Source organism: Hyalangium gracile, assembly GCF_020103725.1.
Classification (GTDB): domain Bacteria; phylum Myxococcota; class Myxococcia; order Myxococcales; family Myxococcaceae; genus Hyalangium; species Hyalangium gracile.
In genome coordinates this window covers 336,164-360,741 of the sequence record NZ_JAHXBG010000010.1, presented here as the reverse complement: position 1 = coordinate 360,741, position 24,578 = coordinate 336,164, and the positions used below count along the sequence as shown (strand labels likewise).

The window sequence follows — 24,578 nt, the reverse complement described above, 5'->3', positions numbered from 1 at the left end:
GGTTCAGGAGTGGTGGCCTGTGCGATGGGGTATCCGCACTGCTAGCTTGCGCAGCCACAAGCCCGGCCGGGCTTGGCTTCCGGCCTCTCTCAGGAGTCTCCCGCGCGATGACACGTCTCCTGGCCACACTCGCCTGCCTACTAACCGGGGTTGCAGCCGCTGTCTCTCCTTTCGACACGCCCGAGCCGGTAGTCGTCGCCTCTGCCTCGAAACCGGCGCGGTATGAGCTGGCGGCCGGGGAGCAGGTCCTCGCGACCGCGGTCTCCCCGCTGGGGCCCGACGTGGCCGTGGCCGTGCGCGCGCCTGACGGCGGCTCCTGGGTGGCGCTCTGGACGGTGGGGAAGGCGAGGCCGTCGATGGCGTGGAAGGCCCCGGCGGGGGTCTCGGTCGAGGCAGTGGCCTGGCACCCGGGTGGCGGGAAGGTGTTCGCCCTCACGCGACAGGGGAGCCGCTCGGGGATCAGCCTCCTGACGCCGCCGGGCGAGGGCGACCTCCTGGAGCGCTCGGAGCTCTACTCGAGCGACCGCGAGCTGAAGGGGCTGGTGGTGAGCCCGCGGCCCTTCCTGTTCTCCGACGGGAAGAAGGAGGTGCGAGGCTATCGGCTCTTCTTCGGGGTGCGGTACGCGGGCGGCTACGCCCTGCGCACGCTCACGGAGCTGGGCACGCGCGAGTACCTGGTGATTGGCCCGGCCTCGGAGAAGCTCGAGCCGCGCGACATGGATGAGTACGACGTGCCGGAGCCCCTCAACCTGCCGAGCGCCCTGCCGGTGGCGGTGCACCCCAACGGGCAGCGGCTGCTCTTCACCGAGGCGAAGGGGAGCGCACGCATCGCGGACTACTCCCCGCCCTGGGAGCTGAGGGAGAAGAGCTCGTCCGCGCCCGCCACCGCCGTGGCCTTCCTGCCCAATGGCCTGGGCCTGCTGCTCTGGGAGCCAGGGAAGCCCGGGGCGCGGGTGCAGCTGTCGCTCGAGAAGAAGCCCCGGCCCATCGTGGAGGGCCAGCGCTTCCTCGCGCCTCCGGCGCTGACGGTGGACGGTAAGGGGCTGGTGGGCGTGGTCGGCGGCGAGCGGCCCGCCGTGGTCTTCGAGCCCGTCTCCATTCCGCTGGGGGACGTGTCCAACGGGTGGCTGGCGGTGAAGTCGAAGGCGGAGCTGGAGAAGCTCGGGCGCCACGCGGGGGCGTTCGTGCCCGGACGGTACACCCAGCTCTACCACCTCTATGAGGAGGAGCTGTACCGCGAGGAGACCTCCGAGGCGGTGCCGTACCTCGTCACCACCGATGGCTTCTGGGAGCTGTTCGCGGCGGCGTACGAGGGCTCGTTCATCCTGGCCGAGCGCTACCAGGCCATGCCGCGCTTCTGGGACTTCGTCCGCGAGGCGAACCAGGACGGGAAGAAGCTGGCCGAGGGCTGGGACGTGGTGTTCGCGGCGCTCGAGTCCCTGCGCGCGGAGCCGGCGCCGAAGCACCCCGAGGCCCAGCGCATCATCGCGGCCAAGGGCCCGGAGCGCTCCCAGGCGCTGAACGGCAACTTCGACTTCGGCGAGCTGAAGCCGCGCGGCCACTACACCGCCTCGGATGACTTGAAGCGCTACTTCCAGGCGATGCGCTACCTGACGTACGTGTCGAGAGGCCTCGATACGAAGCTCCTGGGAAGGCTGCCTCCCAGGACGCAGGACCTGGCGCGGGCGTGGATCGCCGCCTACGACGGCTACATCGCGCCGGCCCGAGCGCCGCTGATCTGGTCGAAGGAGGCGTTCGCTCCGCCGCCGTACCTGCGCGCGCCGAGCAGCACGGCCATGGTGTTCCCGCTCTCGTGGGGCTTCGACAACGAGGTGATGCTCACGGATGTGTTCCACTGCGAGACGCCGCTTCCCGAGCGCATGCAGGGGCCCGTTCCGCCGGGCATGAAGGTGGACCCGGAGCTCCTCTTCGTGGCGGAGCGGTGCTTGGAGAAGGCCCCGGAGCCGCGGGTGCCTCGCCTGCTGCCCACCGGGCTGGATGTGGCGGCGGCGATGGGCAGCCAGAGGGCTCGGGAGCTGATGGCTTCGGAGCTCGAGCAGTTCCCGCCGCTGGGGCGGGCGCTCGACGAGCTGGGCGCGCGGTTCAAGAAGTACACGGCGGCCCAGGCCTCGACGAGCCTCTATGACAGGTGGCTGCGTGCCCTGGCCCTGCAGTGGGCCGAGGACGTGGCGCCTCCCAAGGGTGTGGACGCGAAGCTGTGGAAGGCCAAGCGCCTGCAGACGGGGCTGGGGAGCTGGGCGACCCTGCGGCACGCCACGGTGCTGGTGAACGAGCGCGTCGCCGCCGAGCTGGGCTCGGGCGGTGAGTTCGAGCGGGTCTGGCCGGAGCAGCCGCGCGGGTTCGTCGAGCCGGATCCGAAGACGTTCGAGGCCATCGCCCAGCTCTTCGAGGGCACGGCCGAGGCCTTCCGTCGCGCGAGCGCCTCGCTGGGCAACCGCCAGTTCACCAGCGACGTCGGGGAGGAGCGCGAGGCGGTGGTGGAGGGAGTGCTCAAGCGGCTGACGAGCTCGGCGCAGGCCGCGCGCGCCTTCAAGGCGATGGCGGAGAAGCAGCTCCGGGGCGAGGCGCTCACGTCCACGGAGTATGAGCAGATCCTCTACGTGGGCCGGAACTTCGAGCACACCTATCTGATCTTCAAGAGCCTGGGGGATCCGAAGCTGGCGCTCTCGGAGCCGAAGCCCATCTCGAAGATCGCCGACGTGGCGGATGGCGGGCCCAAGCCGCTGCTGCACGTGGCGGTGGGCAAGCCGCTGGAGTGGAAGCTGGTCGTGCCCCACCTGGGACGCCGGCAGATCGTCCGCGGGGCGGTGTACTCGTACTACGAGGTCATCCAGGACGAGCCCATCTCGGACGAGGAGTGGCAGGCCATGGAGGCCCGGACGCCCCGGCCGACCTGGATTGCTCCGTTCATCGCCTGGCCTTGAGCGCGCGGCCCTTCATCCTCGCGGCGCTGGTGGTCCTCTCGGCCTTCGGGCCGGCGAGGGCGGAGGCGCCGCGCCTGCTCTTCGTGGGAGACATCGTCGCGGAGCGAGGCACGCCCGAGCCGCCGGCCAGCAGCTCCTGGCTCACGGAGGCGCGGGCGTCCCAGCTCGTGGTGGGGAACCTGGAGGGCTCGATGGGCGAGGCGTCCGCCTGTGTCCGGCCCACGCCGGAGTCGCCCTGCTTCGCCATGCCGGAGACGACGGGGGCGCTGATGGCCCGGGCGGGGTTCACCGCGCTGGGGCTGGAGAACAACCACTCGCGAGACCTGGGGCCCGAGGCCCTGGAGCGGACGGCGCGGGTGCTGTCCGAGTCGGGAGTCTTCCCGCTGCGGTACGAGTCGTCTCCGACGTTCCTGAGGGTGGGGGACGTCACGGTGGGGGTGGTGTCGCTCTCTCGAGTCACGAAGGGCACGGGGCCGGTGCGGGAGCTGCCCTCGGTGGAGCTGGCGCGGAAGCTGCGGCTGGCGCGAGCGCTCTCGAATCTGGTCGTCGTGTACGTGCACTGGGGAGAGGAGCTGTTCGACTGGGCGCACCCCGCGCAGCGGCAGGCGGCGAAGTGGCTCGTGAGGCAGGGGGCGGATCTGATCGTCGGGCACCACCCGCACGTGGTGCAGGCGCCCGAGTGCGTGGACGGACGGCCCGTCTACTTCTCCGTGGGGAACTTCCGCTTCCGCGACAAGTACCCGGCCGGTCGAGTGGGCCTCGCGGCGGACTGCCGCATCGTGGAGCGGATCCTGCGCTGTGGAGGGCTGGAGACCTCCTTCCCCTTTGGGAGGGGCTGGCCGGAGGTCGCTGCGAGTCCCGAGACGGAGGCACGGCTGAAGGGCTGCGAAGTGCCGCTGCACGAGCCGGTGAAGCTGGGAGCCCTGAGGCTCCAGGCGCGCTCGGTGCAGGGAGAGCTCCCCGTGGCGCAGGTGGAGGTGGTGCAGGGGGAGCAGGTGACGATGCGGGTCGGCTCGGGAGCGCTCACGGCGCTCGAAGTTGGACGGCTCGAGGCCTCGGGCGAGCCACGGCTGTTCACGCTGGAGCGGCGCTTCTCTCCCCTGGATGGGGAAGAGGCGCTGCGGCCCTACGTGTACGAGGGCCGGGGAGGGAGGCTCGTGGCGAGGTGGCGTGGGTCCGGGCTGGCCTGGCCGCTGATCGACGCCCGGCTCCTGCCGGAGGAGCCCGGGGTGCTGTGCGCGCTGCACCGGACGGACTCCTTCGTGGCGCCGCGCCCCAGTGCATCCGGGACGCGGATGGCCGCCTACCGCTGGTCAGGCTTCGGCTTCCGGGGAGACGACACGGAGGAGCTCTCGCGTCGCTGCGAGGCGCTCCTGTCCGTGCAGCGCTGAGCCTCAGTACGGGCGCTCGCCGACGAAGTTGCCCGGAGGCGTGTAGTCGCACACCCAGAACCGCCACTGGGGGAAGCCAGCGAAGGGCGAGTTCTGGTTGCAGTCCTTGAAGGCGCAGCCCACCTGCGTGGTGTCCCTCCAGACGATCTGCGTGTAGTGGCCGCACTGCTTGCCCGCGGCGCAGGTGTTCCTTCCGTAGTCGTAGAAGCTCGCCTCGGAGGCCCAGCCCTGCACGACGCCCGCGGTGGTCACGGAGTTGGGCGTCGCGGCGAAGATGTTCTCGCCGTAGCCCTTGAGGTCAGGGTTGTGGGCGAACTTGCACTGGTTCGCCCACGCCTGGGCCTTGGCCGCGGCGGTCTCGGACCAGGTGAGCACGGGCAGGGCCGGGTTGGGCGTGGGCAAGGGATTGATGCGGACCGCGTTGTGGGCGGAGAGCATCTCCCGCGCGAACGGGCTGTCCGCCGAGCCACCGTCCGGCGAACCGCCATCGGGTGAGCCACCATCGGGCGAGCCGCCATCGGGCTCCTGCGAGTCCTCGTCGCCGAAGTCGCAGCCGGTGAGGCCGAGGGGAGTGACACAGAGGAGGGTGAGGGAGAGCAAGGAGGTCAGGAGGCGCATGAGGCGATCTGTATCGCGGACCGGGCCCGGGCGGGGCTAGGAAGGAGCGCCCGCCTGCCCGCCAGCAGGTGTCCCTCCGTGCAGTGCCGTTCGGGAGGGGAGACCCCATTCTTCCAGGAGGTCACTCTATGGAACAGACGCGCCTCGAGCCCGATGACGACTTCCTGCTCCTGGTGAATGTGCTCCCTCCCGCTCTGCGGGCCGTGGTGCGCGAGCTGACGCCGGGCGAAGTCCTGGAGGTGGTGATGGACCTGGGCCGTCCGCCCGAGGCCCGGCTCACCCAGGGCTCCCAGCGGCTGCGGGACGAGCCCGTGGCGCAGGCGGACCTGGAGCACGTGCTGGCGCAGGTGGGGCCGCCGGGCGAGGACAACCGCGCCGGCATCGAGCGCACGCTCCACCGCGTCTCCGCCATCCGCAACCGCAAGGGCCGCGTGGTGGGGCTCACGCTGCGCGTGGGGCGCGCGGTGTTCGGCACCATCGACATGCTGAAGGACCTCATCGGCACCGGGCGCAACCTGCTGCTGCTGGGCCGGCCCGGCGTGGGCAAGACGACGAAGCTGCGCGAGGTGGCGCGCGTGCTCGCGGACGACTTGCGCAAGCGGGTGATGGTGGTGGACACCTCCAACGAGATTGGCGGAGACGGAGACATCCCCCACCCGGGCATCGGCGGCGCGCGGCGCATGCAGGTGTCGCGGCCGGACCGTCAGCACGACGTGATGATCGAGGCGGTGGAGAACCACATGCCCGAGGCCATCATCGTGGACGAGATCGGCACCTCGGCCGAGGCGGCGGCGGCGCGCACCATCGCCGAGCGCGGCGTGCAGCTGGTGGCGACGGCGCACGGCAACACGCTGGAGAACCTGGTGCTCAACCCCACGCTCTCGGACCTGGTGGGCGGGGTGCACACGGTGACGCTGAGTGACGAGGAGGCCCGCCGGCGCAACACGCAGAAGACGGTGAGCGAGCGCAAGGCACCGCCCACCTTCGACATGGTGGTGGAGATGGTGGGCCGGGACGAGGTGCTGGTGCACCTGGACACGGCGGAGGCGGTGGACCGGCTGCTGGCGGGCCAGGAGGTGGGCGGCGAGCGGCGGCGGCTGGACGGGGGAGAGCTGAAGGTGGAGGCGGTGCCGCAGTCGGTGGCGCCGCTGCCGGCGCCTCGGAGCAAGGCGGCCCCGGCGGCACCCGCGCCGTACAGCGGGCCTACGCGTGTCTACGCGCACGCGGTGAGCCGGGACTTGCTGGACCGCGTGCTGCGCGAGCTGAAGGTGGAAGCGCGGGTGGTGGGGCGGCTGGAGTCGGCGGACCTCATCCTCACGCTGCGCTCACGGGCGAACGATCCGAAGATGCGGCGCACGGTGGAGCGGACGGGCGCGCGCGTGGAGGTGCTCAAGCGCAACAGCGGGGCGGAGCTGCGGCGGGCGCTGCGCGGGGCCTTCCTGATGGTGGAGGGCGTGGACGAGGACCTGGTGCGCGAGGCCGTGGCGGAGGCCGAGCACGCCATCCAGCGCGTGCTGAGCGAGGGCGTGGCCGTGCCGCTGGCGCCGCGTCCGCCCCGGCTGCGCAAGCTGCAGCACCGGCTCGTGAGCCGATACCACCTGGAGACGGTGAGCCAGGGCAGTGAGCCGGTGCGCCACCTCACCATCTATCCGCTGGGCGCCGAGGTGGAGGCCGCGCTCCACGAGAGCGAGGCCGAGGGTAGCGCCTGAGCAGACCGTTCGTCGTCCGGCGTCAAGGGCGTTCGTCGCGAGTCCGCGATTTCCAGCCTTCCGCGCGTTGTCACGAATGGGAAGCGTCCTTTTACTTTCCCGCGTCCATGGGTACCGTCCAGGGTCCATGGAGCGTGGCTGGGAACGACGAGGGGTATGGGCGCTGGCGCTCGTGGCGGTAGCCGCCGGCGTGCTGCGACTCATCCCGTTGCTCCGGTCTGGGGGCGCCTTCGGCTACCCCATCGACTATGACGAGGGCGTCTACTTCTCGGCCTCGGCGCTCTTCTTCCAGGGGCACTGGCCGTACCGGGACTTCATCTTCGTGCACCCTCCGGGCTCGGTGTGGCTCTGGGGGCCGGCGGCCCTGGCCGGCTCGCAGGTGGGCATGGATGGCGGCTTCGCGCTGGCCCGGTGGATGGCCGCGGTGAGCGGGGCGCTCAGCGTGCTGCTGGTGGGCCGGCTCGCGATGCGCGTGTGGGGGCCGGTGGCGGGCGTGGTGGCGGCGCTGGCCTACGCCACCTATCCCGAGGCGGTGCTCGTCGAGCGAGGCCCCTTCCTGGAGCCGCTGCTGAACCTCGCATGCCTGTCGGGGGCGAATGCGTGGCTGGCGGAGCCGCGCTCGGGGCGCGAGGAGCCGCGGTGGCTGCTGGCGGGCGTGTTCTTCGGGCTGGCCATCTCGGTGAAGGTGCTGGGCGGCATCTGGCTCTTCGCCGCGTTGATCTCGCGTCCGCCGTGGCCGAACTGGCGAGCCCACCTGGGACTGGTGCTCGCGGCGGGGGGGACGGTGGCGCTGCTGGTGGGGCCCTTCGTGTGGAAGGCGCCCACGGAGTTCTTCTCCCAGGTGTTCATGTTCCACGCGATGCGCCCCGCGGATGGCGAGCTGAGCCAGCTCGGCCGCATGCACGAGCTCTTCCATGAGCGTCGCCTGGTGGGCATGGCGCTGGCGTTGCTGGGGCTCATCCTGGTGGCGGTGCGAGCGTTCCGGACGGCGGAGCCGACGCGGCCGGCGGAGCGGCTCGGCGCGGTGGCATACATCCTGACCATCACCGCGTTCCTGACGTCCCCCAGCTACTGGAACCAGTACAACACCTACCTGGCCGCCTCGGAGGCGATCCTGGCGGGGATGGGGGCCGCGGCCGTCTATCAGTGGCTCACGACGTGGCGTCCGCACTGGGCCCTGTCCGTGTGGCTGGTGCTGTGTGTGGCGGTGGTGACGCCCACCGTGTCGTTCCTGCGCGGGGGGCTGCGCATGAAGGAGCGCGAGACGGTGCTGCTCGGCAAGTACATCCGCCAGTCGGTGCCGCGAGGCGCATCGCTCTTCGCGTTCGAGCCGGCCTGGGGGCTTGCGGGAGGCCTGTTGCCACCGAGCATCCCGGATGCGCCGCTGGTGGTGGACTCCTATGCGTTGATGCTTCGGGGAGCCATGTCCACGGGCCGGGAGTTCACGCAGACGGCGGAGGCCTTCCGGACGCCGGCCTCGCAGCAGGCGATCCGCGAGCTGCTGGAGCGCAGTCGCTTCGTGGTGCTGGGGTGGCGTGGAGACTGGCAGCTCACCGAGGAGAGCAAGCAGTGGTTCCGGTCCCGCTTCACGCGGCGCTTTCCGCCGGAGGGGCATGGCGGGCCGGACTTGTGGGAGCAGATCCAGCAGTGACGGCGCTCCCGGAGTGAGCCCGAGGCGGAGGCCATGACGGACCGCGAGTGCGTGGAGCTGCTGCGGTGGGCCGCGCCGCGCCTGCGCCTGCGCTGGGAGGGGTTTCGTCGGGTGCGAGGGCAGGTGTGCAAGCGCATCGGCCGGCGGATGAAGGGGCTCGGGCTGGAGGGGGCCGCCGCCTACCGTGAGCGCCTGGAGACGGATGAGGCCGAGTGGGCGGTGCTCGACGCGCTCTGCCGTGTCACCATCTCCCGCTTCTACCGGGACCGGCACGTGTTCGATGTGCTGCGCGAGGAGCTGCTGCCCGTGCTCCTGCGCGAGGCGCGGGCTCGAGGTGAGAGCGTGTTCCACGTGTGGAGCGCGGGGTGTGCCTCGGGCGAGGAGCCCTACACCGTGGCCGTCCTCTTCCGGCTGGGGCTCGCGCCAGCCTTCACGGAGCTGAGGCTGGAGCTGCTGGCTACCGACGCGGATGAGGCCCTGCTCGGAAGGGCGCGTCGAGGCTGCTATCCGCCGGGCACTCTGCGCGAGCTGCCAGCCGAGTGGGCTGCTCGGGCCTTCACGCTCACGGAGGAGGGAGAGCAGTGCCTGGCCGCGGAGTTCCGCGAGGACCTCACCTTCCGTTGTCAGGACTTGCGCGCGGAGCTGCCGGCGGGGCCATTCCACCTCGTGCTCTGCCGCAACGTGGCCTTCACGTACTTCGCCCCGCCGCTCCAGCGAGAGGTGCTCGAGCGACTGGTGGAGCGGCTCGTTCCCGGAGGGCTGCTCGTCATCGGCGGGCACGAGTCGCTTCCCGAAGGCGCGTTCGGGCTCGAGCGGGCCGCTGGAGCAGCGCCTATCTTCCGCAAGCCCTCACGCTGACGTACTCCTGCCGTGGCATCTGTTCCGGGAACTCGCGACCCGTGAGGTTGCGTGGTGGGTTGGTTCTCCCAGCTCTTCCCCCACCGTTTGGTGTCATCTATCTTGGATGTTCGTGAGAGCATTGCGGGCAGAGATGCTGAGGGGAGCCCAGGAATGAGGAAGCCTGCATGGCGCACGACCGTCCTATAAGGTTGCTGCGGGTCGCCGCGCTTGTAGTGCTGGGAATCACCATGGGGTGTGGGACCAACCCAAATGTCCGAGTGTACCGTCGCCCCGATGGACTCCTTGAGGTCGCCGGGCCCCTGGCGGGCCCCTTCAGGAATACGGAAGAGTTGGCCGCGAATGCGTGCAAGATCATGACGAGCCAGGGTGGGGCAACCGGTGGCGTGCATGGAAGTGAATACTGCGCGCTAAGCTATTACGCACCGGGCGAGGATGCCTTTTATCTCAGCTATCTTTCCGATGTCAGAGAGAAGCTCGATACGAAGGGTTCGAAGACTTGTTCGATGCCGCAAGCGCTCAATGACCCAAGTCATTCGGATGCCATCATCATCGGAGGTGACCACACTCACCCGCACAACATACGGTTTTCACCTGGGGACTTGAGCGGCACCTGGCGCCCTTCCCGTGTCGTGGACAAGAAGACCGGGCGGGTGTTTCATCGCGAGTTGTATTTATTGTATCTAGATGGGGGAGGGGTATGCAGGGCTTTTGGTTATAACTATGTGACGCGCATCGTTTCGGCGCTTCGTGAGCGCCAGTGGGTTCAGATTGGTCGAGTCTATGATGAATCTGGCAACATCCAGATGTTCGAGGGAAAGGATTGGTTGCCTTGACATGAGGACCTCCCTCTTCATGGCGAGCATCGCCTGTGTTGCTTTGGTGAGCGGTTGCGCGCGTTTTGGATATTACAAGATCGACAAGGCGGAGCGAGCGCCGCTGGCGGAGGCCGAGAAGGTCGTCTTCCCGAATTCATATGAGGGTGGCATCCACCTGGATGGTCCCACGATGGCGGTGCTCGAGGTGGCCAGGAATGAGTTCATGCCACCGGGCGTAACGTCGACGGCTCGTGATGAGAAACTCGCGCGCTGCCTTGCAAGCCGGGACACGTATGACGTCACGGTGTTGAAGGCCAACGATGATCTCTATTTTGTCAGCTTCCTTCCCAGGTTTTCCAGGTGTGGCATCGAGCTTGAGACTCCCATCATGGATGCGGGGGCCACATATGCGATCGACAGACGTGGCCGGATTCTCGGCGAGCTGTGAATTGACTGAGCTGATGTACGGAAGGGATGGGGGAGGAATCTGCAGGGCCTTTGGCTGCAATGTTTCGATGCTACACACGGGCTTTGCCAGACTGGGCCGCCTCCAGGGAGTCCTCTTGCGCGACAGCCCTCTTGCGCTCCTCCCAGGCTTTCAGGGCTGACGCCACGTGGTGGAGAGAATGGCGTTTCAGCCTCCGGTGGTTGACCGCGAAGTAGTCTTCCCCAGCGATCCGCACAAAAGTATAGGGATTGGCAGGGTGGTCCGTCAGCCATGCCTCTGCCTCTGCTCGTGTGGCAAATGAGGGAGGCCGTGGAGGGATTCCTCTGGCAGTCAGCGCCTCCATCTCCGTCTCGATGGGATAGTCGCGATACATGCCGCGCGTGCTGTCCTCACGCCTGTACCAGAATTGATGATATTCATCGCCGATGAGGATGTAGGCCGGGCTTGGAGGCTCCGCGACACTCCTCAGCCATGCGTCTGCCTCCTCGATGCTTGCGAAGTGCGCGATGGCCACTGGGGCGTACTCCAGTTGATGGACGAAGAAGTCCTCGGCGGCGTCGGACTGCCCGGTATCGACAATGAAATGGATGAGGGCAGTGGGCAGGAGCACTTGCTGTTTCTGTTGGGGCTCCGCTGTCTCGTCTAGGACCTTGAGCAGCAACTCTCCGGCCAGCCGCGCGAACCCGCCTCTGTGTGCGCCAGCTGGAGTAGCCATCTCGAGAGAATCCTCGAACCGGTAGACTTGGCCAGTGGCGCGGACGAAGTGGGTGAGTGCGCGCAAATAGAGCCAGATTCTCTCCTCCTCCTCGTTGCCATCCAGGTGCGCGGCCTGCCGCCTGGACGCGATGAAGACGGCGGCATCTGCAAGAGCTTCGAGCGTATTCACCTGCATGCCTCCGCCAGTTGGACTCCGGGTGAGAACGCTGGCGAGGCTTCAGCCACGACCAGGAGTGGAGCCAGCGCGAGGGCCGCTCCGCCTGAGCCGGCGACCACGACCGCGAAAGCCACACCGGCAATGACCACGACAGTGCGGCCACCAACCACGAATGGCCTGCTGCTCTTGAGGCAGTCATTCACGCATTGGTCATGTCGACCGTCGCAATAAGCATTCAGACCCGAGGAGGAGACACGCACGATATCTCGGCGGATGTTGACCGTGCTCAAGGTGTGCTGGAATCTCGTCAGGTCGAACTCCGTCAGTGGGACCCAGGCGTGTGCGAGCTGCCCATCCGCTTGTTGCTCGAAGACAATGGCGTACCTCGCCAGGTCCTGGGGTCCCGAAGGTCCGACAGCCGAGGAGCGAGTCGCACTACAGGAAACGAGCATGAGCGCAAGGCCCACCGCCATCGCCCGCAGTCGCACCGAGGCTGCTCTCATGTGATGGGTCTCCACGAGCCTTCATTGTCCAGGTTGGCTCATGGTACCCCCCGAAGAAGGCAACAGGGCCTCGCCTTGTGGCGCCCACCTTCCGGAAAACCTCACGTTGATGCGCGGCTGAGGTCCGCCGTTACCCAGCGCGCGGCATGGCGTCGCCGCGCGTCGGAATTGACCCCAGCGGATTGACGCGCCCCGTCTTGAACGAGTCGCAACGACTCCGGTACACGCGACATCCCCGCACTTTCTCGGAATCCGAGAGGGAGCCTGGGCCGGGAGGGTCTCGTCGTATGCGGAAGATTCTGGGAGCAGTGGTGGCAGTGGTGCTGTGTGCCTGTGGGAACCCCAGCGGTGCCCCCACGGAGCCGGGAGTTGATCAGCCCGCGGAGGGCCTGTCGGTCACCGTGGAGCAGGGCGCCACGCACGGCACCTTCATCGCCGGGAACAGCCAGGGCGGCGCCGAGGTGACGTTCTCCTCGCGCGAGGTGGAGCCGGGCGTGTACCGCATCGAGGTGCGCTACAGCGGGATGACGCTCACCGGCCTGGTGGACGCGGAGAACGGAGTGTCCACGCTGGACGGCTTCGCCGAGGCCAACGGCCAGGACACGCAGATGACGGACGCGGACCGCGACGTGGCCACGGCCTTCTACGGCGCGCTCAACGAGCAGCTGCCCTCCAGTGACGCGGCCACGCCGGAGACGAAGTACCTGCGGCGCGCGGTGGGCCTGTGGGCCGAGCACCCGAGCACCGTGAAGATGCAGCGCACGGTGATGGGCGAGCAGGGCCGCGGCTACACCATGCTGTGCAGCTATGCGAAGTGCAACGGCAGCTGGACCGGCAGCTGCGGCAGCTCCTACAACTGGTACTCGTACGCCAAGCACGACTGCAACAAGGGCGGCTTCGATCTCGCGGTGAACCAGCAGATCGCCCAGCTCGGCAACCACAGCACGTGCAGCGGGGATGAGTTCTACATGAGCAACGGCTCGTGGGTGTGCGGCGAGCCGGACCACTGGAGCCGTCCGAAGGTGATCGGCAACTGCTTCGGTCGCTGCGGCGGCGGCTGCGGCGGTGACAACCAGTACACGCTGGACGCCACCAACCACGACGGCTGCGTGCGCAACGGCCACATGCTGGCCAGCGGCTACTGCGACGACCAGTTCGCGTCCGCCAGCGACGACGAGCTGTTCGCTCCCAACTGCTACTGAGCGCGATGGTCCGTTCCCCCTTGAACCGGGGCGCTGTGAGGTCGGCGAGGGCCTGGGGACTCGGGCTGGCGCTCGCCACGCTCGCCTGCTCCTCGTCGGAGACGCGGAAGACGGAGGCCGCACGGAGCACCGTGCGCGCCTTCTTCTCCGCGCTGCCGTCCGCGGACTGTGGGACGCTCGGGCCCATGCTGGCCACCGGTGGGAGCGCGAAGCCCTGCGAGGACACGGTGCGCGAGCTGCTCGAGCATCGCATCGAGCTCGTGGACATCGTGAGCGCGCAGGTGGACGGGCGCACCCCCGACGCGGTGCTCGTCCAGGCCAGGGTGGCCCGCGATGGCGCCGTCCGCGAGGAGCCGTTCATCCTGCGCGTCGAGCAGCAGGGCGGCGGGTGGAAGCTAAGGCTGTGAGTCTTGAAGTACGCTCCCGAGCGCTCCCTCCATGAAAGTCTCCGCCCGTCTCGTCCTACCGCTCGCGGGTGCCGCGGTGCTCGCCGTGGCGGTGCTCGCCGTGGTGCTCTGGCCCACGCCGCCCGCTCCGCCGTCACCGGAGGTACCTCCGCCTCCTTCGGCCTCCGTAGCTACAGTGACGCCTGAGCTACGAGCGCCCGCGGCTCCATCGCGTCCGCCCGCGCCGCGCGCCACTGAGCCGGTGGCGTCCGCGTCCAAGCCCGCGCCCGAAGCATCCGGGCGGGCCACGGTTGTGCCGATCGGTCCCGGGGACGACGTGCCCCTGCCCGAGTCGCCCAACCCGCTGCCGCAGGTGAATGATCCGATCCTGCCGGAGAAGCCCCAGACGGCGCGGTGGCGGCTCGGGAAGACGGAGCGCATCACCTCGCTGCTGGCTCGGGACGTGGAGCGGCTGGAGCGAGACCGGGATGCGGCGGGGGCGCGTGGAGACGCGGCCGAGCGCCAGCGCCTGGATACGCTGATCCAGCGTCACCAGGCTCGGCTGAAGAAGCTGCGAGAGGAGCTCCAGCAGCTCGCGCGCGAGGCGGAGAACGAGCCGCCCGAGCTGCCATGAGGCGGCGTCTGTTCCCGCTCGCTCCTCACGGTGGTGTCTTCCGGATCGGCTGGCTCCTGCTGGCGCTGGGAGCCACGGGCTGCACGTCCACCGAGGATCCGCCCGCCCTCACGCGGATGTCACAGCGCGTGGTGAACGGCACGGACGCGCCGGACGATGGGGCGGTGGTGGCGCTCGTGGCGAGGCGGACGCGCTGCTCGGGAGAGCCGCTGACGCTGCTGTGCTCCGGGGCGCTCATCGCGCCGGATGTGGTGCTCACCGCGGCGCACTGTCTGAACATCTTCGGTCCAGAGGGGCCGTACGAAATCTTCCTCGGCTCGGTCCTCCTGCCAGCGCCTCAGGGGCGGTTCGTCCGGGTCTCCCGCGCCCTGCGCCATCCGGACTACGTGCCCGAGACCCATGCCTTCGACGTGGCGCTGCTGCGGCTCGCGACCCCCGTGGACATCTCACCCCTCCCGCTGCCCGAGCCCGCGCGCCTCTCCCTGTCACCCGGAACCCCTGCGCGTGTCCTCGGCTATGGAGACACGAAGGACGCCAGCGCACCCGCGGGTCGTCGCCGCCAGGGGATGCTCGCCGTGAGGGAGGTGTCCGCGAGCGCCTTCAGCGCGGGCCCGGCACCCGGGATGAGCTGCGTGGGAGACAGCGGAGGCCCGGTGCTGGTGAGTGACGGCACTCGAGAGGTTCTCGTCGGCATCACCGTCAGCGGAGACGTGGCCTGCCGCACGGAGGCCGTCAACGTGCGAGTGGACGTGCTGCGAGACACCTTCCTCCAGCCGTTCCTCTCCACGCTCCCCCAGCCCGCCGTGCCCACGCTGGAGCCCGAGAACCTCTGTCGGGCCGCCTGCGAGCGGGACGCGGACTGCCCCTCGGGCCTCATCTGCGACGCCGTGGACGGCGCCCCACGCCGGTGCCTCCTGCCCGCGCTGCAGCAGGGAGACTACGGCGCGCCCTGCACGGAGGACGCCGCGTGTGGAGCCGCGGGACTGTGCGCGCGGCTGGAGCCCGAAGGCGATGAAGCATGCCGCTGCTTCACGCCCTGTGACGAGGTGCCTCGCTCCGAGTCGGGAGGCTGCGCGAGCGCACCGGGAGCGGCCCTGCTCGGGCTGCTCGCGTGGGTGCTCCCGATGACGCGCAACCGCCGTCGCGTGCGAACTACCGCGGATTCTTCCGCTTCTGCCTCGTGAGGACCTTGGCGGCCTTGAGCGGCGACGTGTCTCCCCGACCCGTGGTCCGCTTCCGAGTCCCCTCCTTGCGGTAGCCCGCCGCAGCCTCGGCCGGGAGCGTCTTGCGGCGCGAGGTGCTGCTGCCCGTCTCCGGCAGAGGCAGCTTCCGGCTCCTCGTCGTCAGGCCGCGCCCGGGCGGCTTGCGCGGGCTGACGCTGCGATCCGTGAACCCCACCTCGCCAATCTCACGAGGCCCGCCGATCTTCTTGGCGCGGTGCGTGCTCAGGCCTTCACCCGCCTCGACATCCGAAGCCTTGAGCGCCAGCGTGGTGCCCTTCTTCTTCGCGCTCTTGGCGCGAACCGCATGTGATTTCTCTGGCATGGAGCCTCCCAGGAACTCAGTTAGGGATGGCTCGGCGGAGGTGCCAGAGGGCAGAGGACCGAGCATGCCCCGGAGTCCATGTCTGGTGTCTGCTGGGAATCCGTCCCCGGGCCCTCAGCCCACGCGGGCCCGAGGCCGGCGGACCCCCGTGGCGCCACAGGCCTTCGCGTGGCGGGCGAGCGCCTCATCCAGCGCCGCATCGTCCAGCTTCACGCCCTTCTCGCGCCACACGTTGTCCACGCGCAGCACGCCCTCCACCACGCGCGCCTCCAGCCGGCCCACCAACTGGCCCCGGTGCAGCAGTGGACACACGTACCAACCCCACCGGCGCTGGTCGGCGGGCTTGTAGACCTCCCACATGTACTCGAAGCCGAAGGCCAGCTTCACCAGCCCCCGGTCCCACAGCAGCGGATCCAACGGACCGAGGATGCGCATGCGCGCGTCAGGCGAGGTGATGGGCCGCTTTCGGAAGCCCGCGGGGGCCAGGTAGCGCCGGGGCGAACCGGGCAGCCCCACCTCCTCCAGCAGCCCCTCGCGCACCAGCGTGTCCGGCAGCGCCGTGGTGCGGACCTTGGAGAGGATGGACCAGTGAGCGCCGGCCGCGCGCGAGAGCATCCCCGCGGCCTCCACGCGCTCGAGCACGGCCCACCTATCAAATACCTCCGGTCCGCTGGCGCGCGGCTTTCCGGCCACCTCCGGCAGCGCTCGCTCGGGAATGTCGTAGCGCTTGCCTCCCGGGCCCCGGCCGCAGATGACCACCTGGCAGCGGGTCCACAGCACCTCCAGCGCCATGGACGTCGCCTTGCCGGTGCCCTTCCAGCCGCTCCAGTCCAGGGGCTTCACCGCGCCATGGTCGGTCAGCTCGGCGGCGGAGATGGGGCCTCTCGTGACCACCTCCTCCAGCACGGCGTCCACCACGCGTGGGGGCAGCCGCTCCAGGCGCGTGGCCAGGTTCCACCAGGGAGCCTCGCGGGTGTGCTCGCGGTAGTACGGAAAGGCGTACGCGGGGAGGATGCAGCGCTCCTTGGCCCAGTGCTCGAAGGCGTGGCCGGGCATCAGGTGCCGGTACACGTCTCCGCGCACCAGCCCGTCCACCCGCGCCAGGGCCACGAGGTCCGCGTTGGTGCCGATGACGTCCAGCGGGTCCAGCTGGATGCAGCGCAGCGCCTTCAGCAGCGCGCGGGTGCCCTCGGCGCCCGGAGGCAGGCGGTTCGAGGCCAGGCCCAGGTGGCTGACGAGCCAGCTTCGCGCCTCATCGGCGTTCAGTGTCTGTGCGGGAGGCAACGTGGAGCGAGGCATGCTCGGCGCGCACCATATGCCAGCGCTCGCCTCGAGCAGCATCTCGATGAGAGGCCCCGAGCCGCTCCGGGGCAATCGGCGGGGCTGGCCCCGGACTTGCTCCTCGTGAAGGGCACGGGCTCCGAGGCCTGGAGCGCCGTGGATACCTTTCAACCCAGGGCCCGAGCGGTGTGGCCGGCTGGCCACGGCGCGCGGGCCTCCAGCCACGCGTCCACCATGCGCCACCTCCCCTTCCGCTTCCTGCACCGCCACGGACTGCTGCCCGCGCTGCTGAGCACCGCCGTGTGCGTGGTCATGATCAAGGCCCGGGTCGACTGGGCCCGGCACACCGTCTACCTCTGGCTGCTCTGGAACCTCTTCCTGGCGTGGGTGCCCTACGGCCTGGCGCTGGTGACGAGCCTGCTCCACTCGCGAGGCGCGCGGTGGTGGATGCTGGCGCCGTTGGGCGTGGCCTGGCTGCTCGTCTTCCCCAACGCGCCCTACCTGCTCACGGACTTCATCCACCTGCGGCCCCGGCAGGGGATTCCGCTGTGGTTCGACGTGGCGCTGCTGGGCGTGTTCGCCGCCACCGGCTGGATGCTGGGGCTGTTGTCCCTGGACGTGTGGAAGCGGCTGCTGGAGGAGCGCGTGGGCCGCGCGGGCGCCTGGGCGGGCGTGGCGCTCGTGTCCGTGCTCTGCGGCTACGGCATCTACCTGGGCCGGGTGGAGCGCTGGAACAGCTGGGACGTGCTGACGGAGCCTCGGCCCTTCTTCTCGGCCATCCTCGAGCACCTGCGTGAGCCGGCGGAGCACCCGGAGCTGCTGGGCATCACCGCGCTCTTCACGGTGCTGGTGCTGCTCTCGTACTACGCCTTCGAGCACCTGCGCCGCTGGCGCCGCTCGGAGGATGCACAGGCCTGAGGCCGGGGCACCATGCGCCGCGCGCTTCTTCGCGGACACATGGCACACCGGCCTCAGCGCTGGGGGACAGCGAACTCAGCCTCCGTGGAGCGGGAGCCGCTTGGCGGGCCCGCCCGCGCGCTTCACGCGCATCTGGCTGGGCGCCTTCTTGCGGCCGTTGAGCGACGTCTTGCGACGGTGGCTCTTGGGCTCGTGAGTCTCCGCGGCGGGCCCCAGCGTCACACGCTCGAGCGCCTTCTGCCTGCGGAGCGCGGCGGCCTCGTCACGAGGCAGCGTCTTGCGTCCCTTGCTGGCCTGCTGGCTGGGCTGAGCCGAGCGCGCATCCACAGGTCGTCTGTTCTTGATTCCTGCCAGTTTCGTCCGCACAGCCATGGTGCCCTCCTTCGATAGAGGTAGGGACGACGCCACGGCTTTTCCAACCCCCTGCGGGGAACGGGACGAGGGCCCCGGTACGTGCCTGTGGTGGGCAGCCGGGGAGGCGGCTCAGCGCTGGCCCTTGCCGCCCTTGTTGCCGGGGCGGGCGCGCAGCGTCTCCGGCGGGAAGAGCCAGCCGTCGGCCGACTCGTCCAAGTCACGCGAGGCGGCGGGCTCGGGGGCTGCGCCGGTGGACCACTTGAGGGGCGCCGAGGGGTTGGAGGGCGGCAGGTTCAGCGCCCGGCAGCCACGGCACCAGGACTGGGGGCGGCGCTCGCCGCGGATGACGCGGTAGCCGAAATCCTTCGAGGTGGGGCCCACGTGGTCGCAGCGCGGGCAGCGGCTCAGCGAGGTGACGCCGTGCTCCCTGGCCTTCTGGCGTCCATGCTCCACCACGAGCGCCAGCGCCTTGGCGAAGCCCAGCGGCCGGTCCGAGGCGACGTGGAACTTGCGGGCGCGCTTGCCCTTCTTGCCTCCGACGACGGGGACCAGATCGGTTCCGCCCAGAAGGTTGCCCTGCTCGAGGACCTGCGTCGCGCTCTCAGTGGTCGAGTGGCTCACGGGGACAATTCATACTGGGGACGTCTGACATCGCTTGGATCAGGCGCTGGGATCAGCCCTGGGCCGGCCGCCCGCTCCCAGCGGCCGTTCAGCCAATAACCCAAGGATTTCATCTACTTATTTGGGTGTGTGGATGTGCGCCAGCCCATGAACGCACGACTGGAGAGGGAGGGGGCGGGCGGCCGGGGAGCGCGGGAGACCATGCGCAGGTTGAGGGGAGAAGAGGAGGCCCCCATGACACGTCCCACGAACGAGCAGGAGCTGACGCAGCGCCGCATGCAGCGGCACGAGTCCCACGTCCACGCGACCTATGCCGCGTTCATCCGGCAGCTGGGTGAGCTGGGGCCGATGGACGCGGAGACGGCCGAGTGCGCGGCGGTCTCGGTGCTGAGCGCCCTGGAGCGGCGCATCCTTCCCAGGGAGGCGAGGGACCTGGAGGCGCAGCTGCCGCGCCTGCTGGTGGAGTTCCTGCCGCCGCCGGAGCAGCGGCCCGCCCGCCCGCACCGCTTCGGTCGCGAGGAGTTCCTGCGGACGGTGGCCGAGGACCTGCGCAAGCCGGTGGAGGAGGTGGAGCCCCTGGTGCGCGCGGTGTTCCAGGCGTTCCGCGAGCTCATCAGCGAGGGCGAGGCCGAGGACGTGGCGAGCAATCTCCCGCCGGACCTCCGGGCGCTCTGGAGACCGGAGCACTAGCGGGCGGGGACAGCCGCCACAGGCCTCACGGGTTGGGGCCGCTGGCGGCGTCCGTGGCCTGGAACACCGGGGCGCCGCCGGGCACGTTCGGATCATGCGGCAGGCTGCCGCGCGGGCTGCGCAGGTAGACGAAGGGCGTGGCGAACAGGAAGTTGGAGACGCGCGACGTGTAGATGTCGGCGTAGCGCTCCACCTGTCGCGCCAGGTGGCTCTTGTCGTTGCCCGCGCGGGTCAACAGGCCCCAGTGCGGGTTGGACAGCTCGCCGGCCGAGCGCGCCATGGGCCCCAGCTCCGCGTCCAGGGCCTCCAGCTCCAGGCGCAGCGCGGCGCCGCGTGCCAGCAGCTGCTCCTCCGGCACCTCCGAGCGCGGGCCGTACTGGAGCCGGCGCCGCTGCAGCTCCAGGCGCACCTGGCAGGACTCGGCCTCCAGGCGCTCCTTCACCACCATCCGCTCGGCCAGCCGGGCCTCGGTGGCGCGGAAGGCGGCGATGGCGCGCACCTCCTCCTCCAGCTCGCGGAGGATGAGCGCGGTGCGCCAGCGCAGCACGTTCTTCGTCACGTGCACGTCGCCGAACATGTGGTCGCCCACGTAGAGAATCTCGTCCCCGCTCATGCCCAGGTGGCGCTCCAGCTCCAGCGCGCTGCCGCCGAAGTACGGCGTGCCCGCCTTGAGCGGCCCCGAGTGCGGCCGCAGCAGCGCCTCGCTCTGGCTCTCCACCACCTCGAACAGGGGCGAGCGCGTGGTGAAGAACTCGGGCTTGCGCGCGCTGACGATGACCACGTCGAACAGCTCGCGCCACGTCATGCCCTTGGGCAGGTATGGATCGAACGCCGCGTGCATCATCGGCAGGGTGTAGGCCCACTCGCTGTTGGTGATGAGCAGCAGCTTCTTGCCGGCGCTGCGCTGATCCAGCAGCGCCAGGGCCGTCTCGGGGTCCGGCTGCAGGTAGCGCTCGGGGGCGGCGATGATCTCCGCCTTGAGCTTGCCCGCCATGTGCGCGGCATCCAGCGTGCTGCGCACCACGGCGTACAGGTCCGCGTAGCCCATGGGGCCCGGCAGCCGGCCGGCGTCCAGCAGGTCCACCAGCTGCGCGTAGATGCACGCCTCCGAGAGCGAGAAGAGCGTGTTGAGGAACATCCACCGCTTCTCGGCCAGGTCGATGATGGTGCGCGTGTACTCGGTGCGCTGCGAGTCGAAGTCCATGGGGCGCGTGCCGTGCAGCGCCTTCTTCACGAAGCCGAAGCGGTTGGCCTTGAGCAGGTTGCCCTTCTCGGTGTCGATGATGAGGCCGCGGATGGCCAGCATCGGATCGAAGGTGAGCTGCTCCACCGGCCAGCCCAGGGCCACGAGCCGATCCCGGATGTGCTCGTAGGCGCGGCGCTCCCAGGCCTCCACCTGGTAGTGGACCAGGGTGTAGTCCATGTCGTAGCCGATGGCCTTGATGGCCCGCATGTTGAGGGTGCGGTTGCAGAAGATGCCGCGCTCGGGCGGGGGGGCAGCGAGGTAGCCACTCATATGGAGCGCTTCCTGCCCTGCCCCTGCTCAAATGTCGAGCGACGAGACGGTGTTCCGCCTGGCAATCCTCCACGGGCCATCACTCCCCGGGCATCGTCCTGCCGCCGTGTCCGGGCTTGGGGTTAAGCTCCGTTGGCGTGCGCACACTCCGACAGGCCGGGGAGGGGAGGGTGGCGTGCCCATTTTCGGAAGGAGACGAGCATGTACGAGCGGAAGAGGCAGTGGTGGGGCGGAGCGCTGGCGCTGGTGCTGGTCGCGGGCGTGGCGCAGGCCGCCGAGGAGTGGGAGACGGTGGAGAGCAAGAAGGCCGTCATCAAGGTGCGCCCCCGCCCGGACGGCAACGGCAAGGAAGTGTGGGCCGAGAAGGAAGTCGAGGCCGACGCCCGGGACGTCCAGAACGCGCTGATGGACTCGGGCTCGTTCCGGCTGTGGATGCCGTACGTGAAGGAGTCCCGCGTGGTGTCCACCCAGCCGGATGGCTCGCGCGTGGCCTACGCCCGGCTGAAGCTGCCCGTCGTGGATGACCGCGACTACGCCATCACCGTGGTGGACGAGAAGAAGCTGGCCGAGGACGGGACGGGCGAGTACGTGCAGCGCTGGAAGGCTGTGCCCGACGCACTGCCCGTGCGTGAGGACATCGTCCGCATCAAGCACAACGAGGGCACCTGGCAGATCATCCCCAAGGGCGAGGGCAAGACGCACATCGTCTACAAGTTCAGCGTGGATCCGGGCGGCTCGGTGCCCGGCTGGCTGGCCAGCTTCGGTCAGAAGGACGGCGTGCTGGACACGCTCAAGGCGGTGCAGGACCGCGCGCAGAAGCTGGGCGAGGAGCGCAAGAAGGCGAAGCCGTCCGCTCCCACGGCCCCCTGAGCGCCGCTGGCGGATCAGCGCATTCCATGCGTAGCCAGGCAGGGGCGTGCAAAGGCTGCGTCTCCCGGGGCCTCCTCCCGCGCTCCTTCCCCCTCGGAACAGGGAAGGCACGTTTCCTGAAATACCCTCCATGAGCGGGAGAGGAGGGGTGGGAAACGTGGAGGTCACCATGGACATCTGGGAGAACGAGGCGCGAGAGGCGCTGATGCAGCGGCGCAGCCGTCTGCGCGCGAGGGGGGCTCGAGGGCCGTCGCAGGCGGAGCAATCAGCGGGCGGGCTGTCGGAGCGGGACTACAAGGAGCTGCGCGACATCGACGACGCCCTGACGCGGATGCGGGAGGGAGGCTTCGGCCGGTGCTCGCGGTGTGGGGGCGCCATCGGCCGGCACCGGCTGCGAGCCATCCCGGAGGCCCGCTACTGCCTGACGTGCAGCACGCTGGTGGTCCGCTGAGCGAGGGAGGGCTACAGGCGAGCAGACAGGGGAGCCGCTGTATTCCAGTACGCTCCGTGACCAAGAGCAGTGCGCTGCGGTGCGTCCACGGGTTATAGACGGGTGCGATGACCACTCAAATTGCGCGCCAGGCTCCCGCCGTCCTGCCAGGGCCGAATGAGCCCTGCTGGTGCGGGAGCGGCTCCAAGTACAAGAAGTGCCACCGAGGCGCGGACGCCGTCGAGGCCCGCAAGAAGGGCGCGGACGTCCAGCGGCGAGGCATCAGCCCCGGCATCATCAGCCCGCGCCGCAGCGTCCCCGCGCACATCCCGCGTCCGGACTACGCGGAGACCGGCCGTCCGGTCCGCTCGCCGGAGCTGCCCGAGGTGAAGAGCCCGGATGTGATTGCCCGCATGCGGCGGGCCGGCCAGGCGGCCGCCAAGGTGCTCCAGATGACGGGAGCCGCCGTGCGCCCGGGCATCACCACGGACGAGCTGGACGCCATCGCCCACGAGGCCTACATCCAGCTCGGCGGCTATCCGAGCACGCTCAACTACCACGGCTACCCCAAGTCGCTGTGCACCTCGGTCAACGAGGTCATCTGCCACGGCATCCCCGACAGCCGGCCGCTGGAGGAAGGCGACATCATCAACCTGGACATCACCATCTTCCTCGAGGGCGTGCACGGCGACTGCTCGGCCACGTTCTTCGTGGGCAAGGTGGACCCCGACTCCGAGCGCCTGGTGCGCGTGACGCGCGAGTGCCTGGACCTGGGCATCGCGGCGGTGAAGCCGGGCCGGCCCATCAACGACATCGGCCGCGTCATCGAGGAGCATGCCACGAAGAACGGCATGAGCGTGGTGCGGGCCTACTGCGGCCACGGGATTGGCGAGCGCTTCCACAGCCCGCTGCAGATCCCCCACTACTACGAGGCGGGCGCCGACACGATCATGAAGCCGGGGATGACGTTCACCGTCGAGCCGATGATCAACCTGGGCCACTGGCAGCACCGCTCGTGGGACGATGGGTGGACGGCCGTCACCGCCGACGGCAGCCGCAGCGCGCAGTTCGAGCACACGCTGCTCGTCACCGAGCAGGGCGCGGAGATTCTCACGCTGCCGTGACGCCGTGCCTCAGGGCACGGGGCTCAGCGCGCCCTCGGGCAGCGGCGTGCCCGCGGGCCACAGCAGGTACACGGCGCCCGAGGAGTGGCGCCAGGCGCGCCACAGCTCGTCGCGCTTGTAGATGGCCTCCACCTGCTCATCGGCGGCGAAGGCCGGATCGTTGACCACCACGTCTCCCTGGGGCGAGAAGCCCTTCACGACGATGAGGTGGCCGTCCGACTTGCGAGAGGCGCCGCCGGTGAGTTCGCCCTCCTTGTAGGCGATGCTGATGCTCACGGGGATGCCGGCGGCGATGAGCCGCTCCACCTGGGCGAAGGAGTCGAGCCGCGCCACCGTGCCATGGAGGGCGCCGCCACCCTGGGCGGAGGCGTAGGCGACGTTGAAGCTCCAGTTGCCGGTGCCTTCGTAGACTTCGTCATAGGTGTTGGCGGCGGCGGTGGGCACGGCCTCGACCAGCTCGGGGCGGTTGAGCTTCTGGGCCCAGTAGCCGAGCAGCATGGTGGTGGACGTGGGAGAGCACCACACGGGACCACCGTTCGGGTAGATCATCTGCGAGCGGCCGGGCACCGCCAGCACCGTGCCCCAGGCGAGCCGATCCGAGGGCTCGTCCATGGGCGTGCGCGTGCCGTCGGTCAGCGCCAGCGAGAGGGCGCGCACGCGAGGGCTGACGCCCGACTGGGCGGAGTAGAGCCACAGCGTCACGCGCACCGCGTCCGCGCGCTTCTTGAGGACGAGCGTGTCGGTGAAGACGTTGCCCTGGGCATCCTCCTGGCCGTTCACGCTGCGCCGCGACACGGTGCTCTTGTCGGTGGCCCAGGGGCCGAAGTCGTAGTCCTTGGTCCACGTGCCGTCCACGCGCGCGGCGAGCATCACCCGCACCCAGGTGCCCGGCGGCGTGAGCGCCTCCACGGAGGGCACTGCGCTGTTGAAGCCGGTGGGGATGGGCTGCTCGGCCAGGATGGCCTTGCCGAAGCGGTAGCTCGCGACGGGAGGAGGGCCTCCCTCCTTGCCGGAGGGAAAGGGCTCGGTGCTGGTCAGCGCCGACGCGTCCAGCTCCAGCGCGCCATCGGCGGCGAGCAGGGTGCCCTCACGGGAGAAGGGCTCGAACTGGCGCGTCTGCGCGCTGATCCGCCACAGGCGTGACACGGGTCCCTCCTCGGGGAAGTCCGACCCTTGAGACGAACGAGTTCCT

Annotated in this window: 24 protein-coding genes; 16 read left to right on the top strand and 8 right to left on the bottom strand. The window is 69.7% G+C overall.

The annotated features are described in order from the left end of the window. The first annotated feature begins 107 nt into the window (after window positions 1–107). Window positions 108–2,945 (top strand): DUF3160 domain-containing protein, encoded by a 2,838-nt coding sequence (locus tag KY572_RS22565; protein WP_224244985.1) that lies wholly within the window; start codon window positions 108–110, stop codon window positions 2,943–2,945. Then, window positions 2,942–4,336 carry a CapA family protein gene (locus KY572_RS22560; protein WP_224244984.1) on the top strand — a complete coding sequence of 465 codons (1,395 nt, stop codon included), beginning with the start codon at window positions 2,942–2,944 and terminating at the stop codon, window positions 4,334–4,336. Before KY572_RS22565 ends, KY572_RS22560 begins: the two co-directional genes overlap by 4 nt. 3 nt (window positions 4,337–4,339) lie before the next feature. On the opposite strand, the gene KY572_RS22555 is transcribed toward KY572_RS22560, so the two are convergent. Next, entirely contained in the window at window positions 4,340–4,954 is a 615-nt protein-coding gene (locus KY572_RS22555; protein WP_224244983.1) for a CAP domain-containing protein, read from the bottom strand. 128 nt (window positions 4,955–5,082) lie between these two features. Here KY572_RS22555 and KY572_RS22550 point away from each other — a divergent pair, with 128 nt between their 5' ends. The 5 genes from KY572_RS22550 (at window position 5,083) to KY572_RS22530 (ending at window position 10,438) form a co-directional block, all read left to right on the top strand. Next, window positions 5,083–6,663 (top strand): R3H domain-containing nucleic acid-binding protein, encoded by a 1,581-nt coding sequence (locus KY572_RS22550; RefSeq protein WP_224244982.1) that lies wholly within the window; start codon window positions 5,083–5,085, stop codon window positions 6,661–6,663. A gap of 127 nt (window positions 6,664–6,790) precedes the next feature. Further along, window positions 6,791–8,314 (top strand): glycosyltransferase family 39 protein, encoded by a 1,524-nt coding sequence (locus KY572_RS22545; RefSeq protein ID WP_224244981.1) that lies wholly within the window; start codon window positions 6,791–6,793, stop codon window positions 8,312–8,314. 33 nt (window positions 8,315–8,347) lie between these two features. Then, a complete protein-coding gene (locus tag KY572_RS22540; protein ID WP_224244980.1) occupies window positions 8,348–9,172 on the top strand; it encodes a CheR family methyltransferase in 825 nt (274 codons plus the stop codon). A 167-nt stretch (window positions 9,173–9,339) separates the two neighbouring features. Then, window positions 9,340–10,008 carry a hypothetical protein gene (locus tag KY572_RS22535; protein ID WP_224244979.1) on the top strand — a complete coding sequence of 223 codons (669 nt, stop codon included), beginning with the start codon at window positions 9,340–9,342 and terminating at the stop codon, window positions 10,006–10,008. A 1-nt stretch (window position 10,009) separates the two neighbouring features. Next, a complete protein-coding gene (locus KY572_RS22530; RefSeq protein WP_224244978.1) occupies window positions 10,010–10,438 on the top strand; it encodes a hypothetical protein in 429 nt (142 codons plus the stop codon). 70 nt (window positions 10,439–10,508) lie between these two features. Here KY572_RS22530 and KY572_RS22525 read toward each other — a convergent pair whose 3' ends face one another. After that, window positions 10,509–11,324: a hypothetical protein gene (locus KY572_RS22525; RefSeq protein WP_224244977.1), complete on the bottom strand. Its 816-nt coding sequence runs from the start codon at window positions 11,322–11,324 to the stop codon at window positions 10,509–10,511. A 778-nt stretch (window positions 11,325–12,102) separates the two neighbouring features. On the opposite strand from KY572_RS22525, the gene KY572_RS22520 reads away from it, so the two are divergent. From KY572_RS22520 to KY572_RS22505, 4 genes are read left to right on the top strand one after another with little or no spacing between them, the layout of a single operon-like run. After that, window positions 12,103–13,017 (top strand): hypothetical protein, encoded by a 915-nt coding sequence (locus KY572_RS22520; RefSeq protein ID WP_224244976.1) that lies wholly within the window; start codon window positions 12,103–12,105, stop codon window positions 13,015–13,017. 35 nt (window positions 13,018–13,052) lie between these two features. Further along, on the top strand, window positions 13,053–13,424 hold the full coding sequence (locus tag KY572_RS22515; protein WP_224244975.1) for a hypothetical protein: 372 nt from the start codon (window positions 13,053–13,055) through the stop codon (window positions 13,422–13,424). A 31-nt stretch (window positions 13,425–13,455) separates the two neighbouring features. Next, window positions 13,456–14,037, top strand: coding sequence for a hypothetical protein (locus KY572_RS22510; protein ID WP_224244974.1), 582 nt, complete (start codon window positions 13,456–13,458; stop codon window positions 14,035–14,037). Continuing rightward, window positions 14,034–15,221, top strand: a complete 1,188-nt coding sequence (locus KY572_RS22505) for a S1 family peptidase (protein ID WP_224244973.1) — start codon at window positions 14,034–14,036, stop codon at window positions 15,219–15,221. The genes KY572_RS22510 and KY572_RS22505 overlap by 4 nt, the downstream gene beginning before the upstream one ends. On the opposite strand, the gene KY572_RS22500 is transcribed toward KY572_RS22505, so the two are convergent. Together KY572_RS22500 and KY572_RS22495 are read right to left on the bottom strand one after the other, a co-directional pair. Continuing rightward, on the bottom strand, window positions 15,190–15,582 hold the full coding sequence (locus tag KY572_RS22500; protein ID WP_224244972.1) for a hypothetical protein: 393 nt from the start codon (window positions 15,580–15,582) through the stop codon (window positions 15,190–15,192). The genes KY572_RS22505 and KY572_RS22500 overlap by 32 nt on opposite strands. A 114-nt stretch (window positions 15,583–15,696) precedes the next feature. Beyond that, window positions 15,697–16,881 (bottom strand): DNA glycosylase AlkZ-like family protein, encoded by a 1,185-nt coding sequence (locus tag KY572_RS22495; RefSeq protein WP_224244971.1) that lies wholly within the window; start codon window positions 16,879–16,881, stop codon window positions 15,697–15,699. Window positions 16,882–17,097: 216 nt separating this feature from the next. On the opposite strand from KY572_RS22495, the gene KY572_RS22490 reads away from it, so the two are divergent. Next, the gene (locus KY572_RS22490) at window positions 17,098–17,781 is read left to right on the top strand and encodes a DUF1361 domain-containing protein (RefSeq protein WP_224244970.1); all 684 of its coding nucleotides are present in this window, start codon (window positions 17,098–17,100) and stop codon (window positions 17,779–17,781) included. A gap of 75 nt (window positions 17,782–17,856) precedes the next feature. Here the strand turns inward: KY572_RS22490 and KY572_RS22485 are convergent, their stop codons facing one another. Both KY572_RS22485 and KY572_RS22480 read right to left on the bottom strand, forming a co-directional pair. Then, the gene (locus KY572_RS22485; RefSeq protein ID WP_224244969.1) at window positions 17,857–18,108 is read right to left on the bottom strand and encodes a hypothetical protein; all 252 of its coding nucleotides are present in this window, start codon (window positions 18,106–18,108) and stop codon (window positions 17,857–17,859) included. Between the two features lie 156 nt (window positions 18,109–18,264). Continuing rightward, window positions 18,265–18,756 carry a hypothetical protein gene (locus tag KY572_RS22480; protein ID WP_224244968.1) on the bottom strand — a complete coding sequence of 164 codons (492 nt, stop codon included), beginning with the start codon at window positions 18,754–18,756 and terminating at the stop codon, window positions 18,265–18,267. 234 nt (window positions 18,757–18,990) lie between these two features. Between KY572_RS22480 and KY572_RS22475 the strand changes: the two genes are divergently transcribed. Further along, window positions 18,991–19,446: a DUF2267 domain-containing protein gene (locus KY572_RS22475; protein WP_224244967.1), complete on the top strand. Its 456-nt coding sequence runs from the start codon at window positions 18,991–18,993 to the stop codon at window positions 19,444–19,446. A gap of 25 nt (window positions 19,447–19,471) precedes the next feature. Here KY572_RS22475 and KY572_RS22470 read toward each other — a convergent pair whose 3' ends face one another. Continuing rightward, a complete protein-coding gene (locus tag KY572_RS22470) occupies window positions 19,472–20,962 on the bottom strand; it encodes an HAD-IG family 5'-nucleotidase (protein WP_224244966.1) in 1,491 nt (496 codons plus the stop codon). Window positions 20,963–21,163: 201 nt separating this feature from the next. On the opposite strand from KY572_RS22470, the gene KY572_RS22465 reads away from it, so the two are divergent. The 3 genes from KY572_RS22465 to map all read left to right on the top strand — a co-directional run bounded on the left by KY572_RS22465 (window position 21,164) and on the right by map (window position 23,386). After that, on the top strand, window positions 21,164–21,832 hold the full coding sequence (locus KY572_RS22465) for an START domain-containing protein (RefSeq protein ID WP_224244965.1): 669 nt from the start codon (window positions 21,164–21,166) through the stop codon (window positions 21,830–21,832). Window positions 21,833–21,989: 157 nt separating this feature from the next. Then, on the top strand, window positions 21,990–22,283 hold the full coding sequence (locus tag KY572_RS22460) for a TraR/DksA family transcriptional regulator (protein WP_224244964.1): 294 nt from the start codon (window positions 21,990–21,992) through the stop codon (window positions 22,281–22,283). Window positions 22,284–22,390: 107 nt separating this feature from the next. Next, window positions 22,391–23,386 carry a type I methionyl aminopeptidase gene (map, locus tag KY572_RS22455; protein WP_224244963.1) on the top strand — a complete coding sequence of 332 codons (996 nt, stop codon included), beginning with the start codon at window positions 22,391–22,393 and terminating at the stop codon, window positions 23,384–23,386. 9 nt (window positions 23,387–23,395) lie between these two features. On the opposite strand, the gene KY572_RS22450 is transcribed toward map, so the two are convergent. Then, the gene (locus KY572_RS22450) at window positions 23,396–24,532 is read right to left on the bottom strand and encodes a peptidase C39 family protein (RefSeq protein WP_224244962.1); all 1,137 of its coding nucleotides are present in this window, start codon (window positions 24,530–24,532) and stop codon (window positions 23,396–23,398) included. Between the last annotated feature and the right edge of the window lie 46 nt (window positions 24,533–24,578).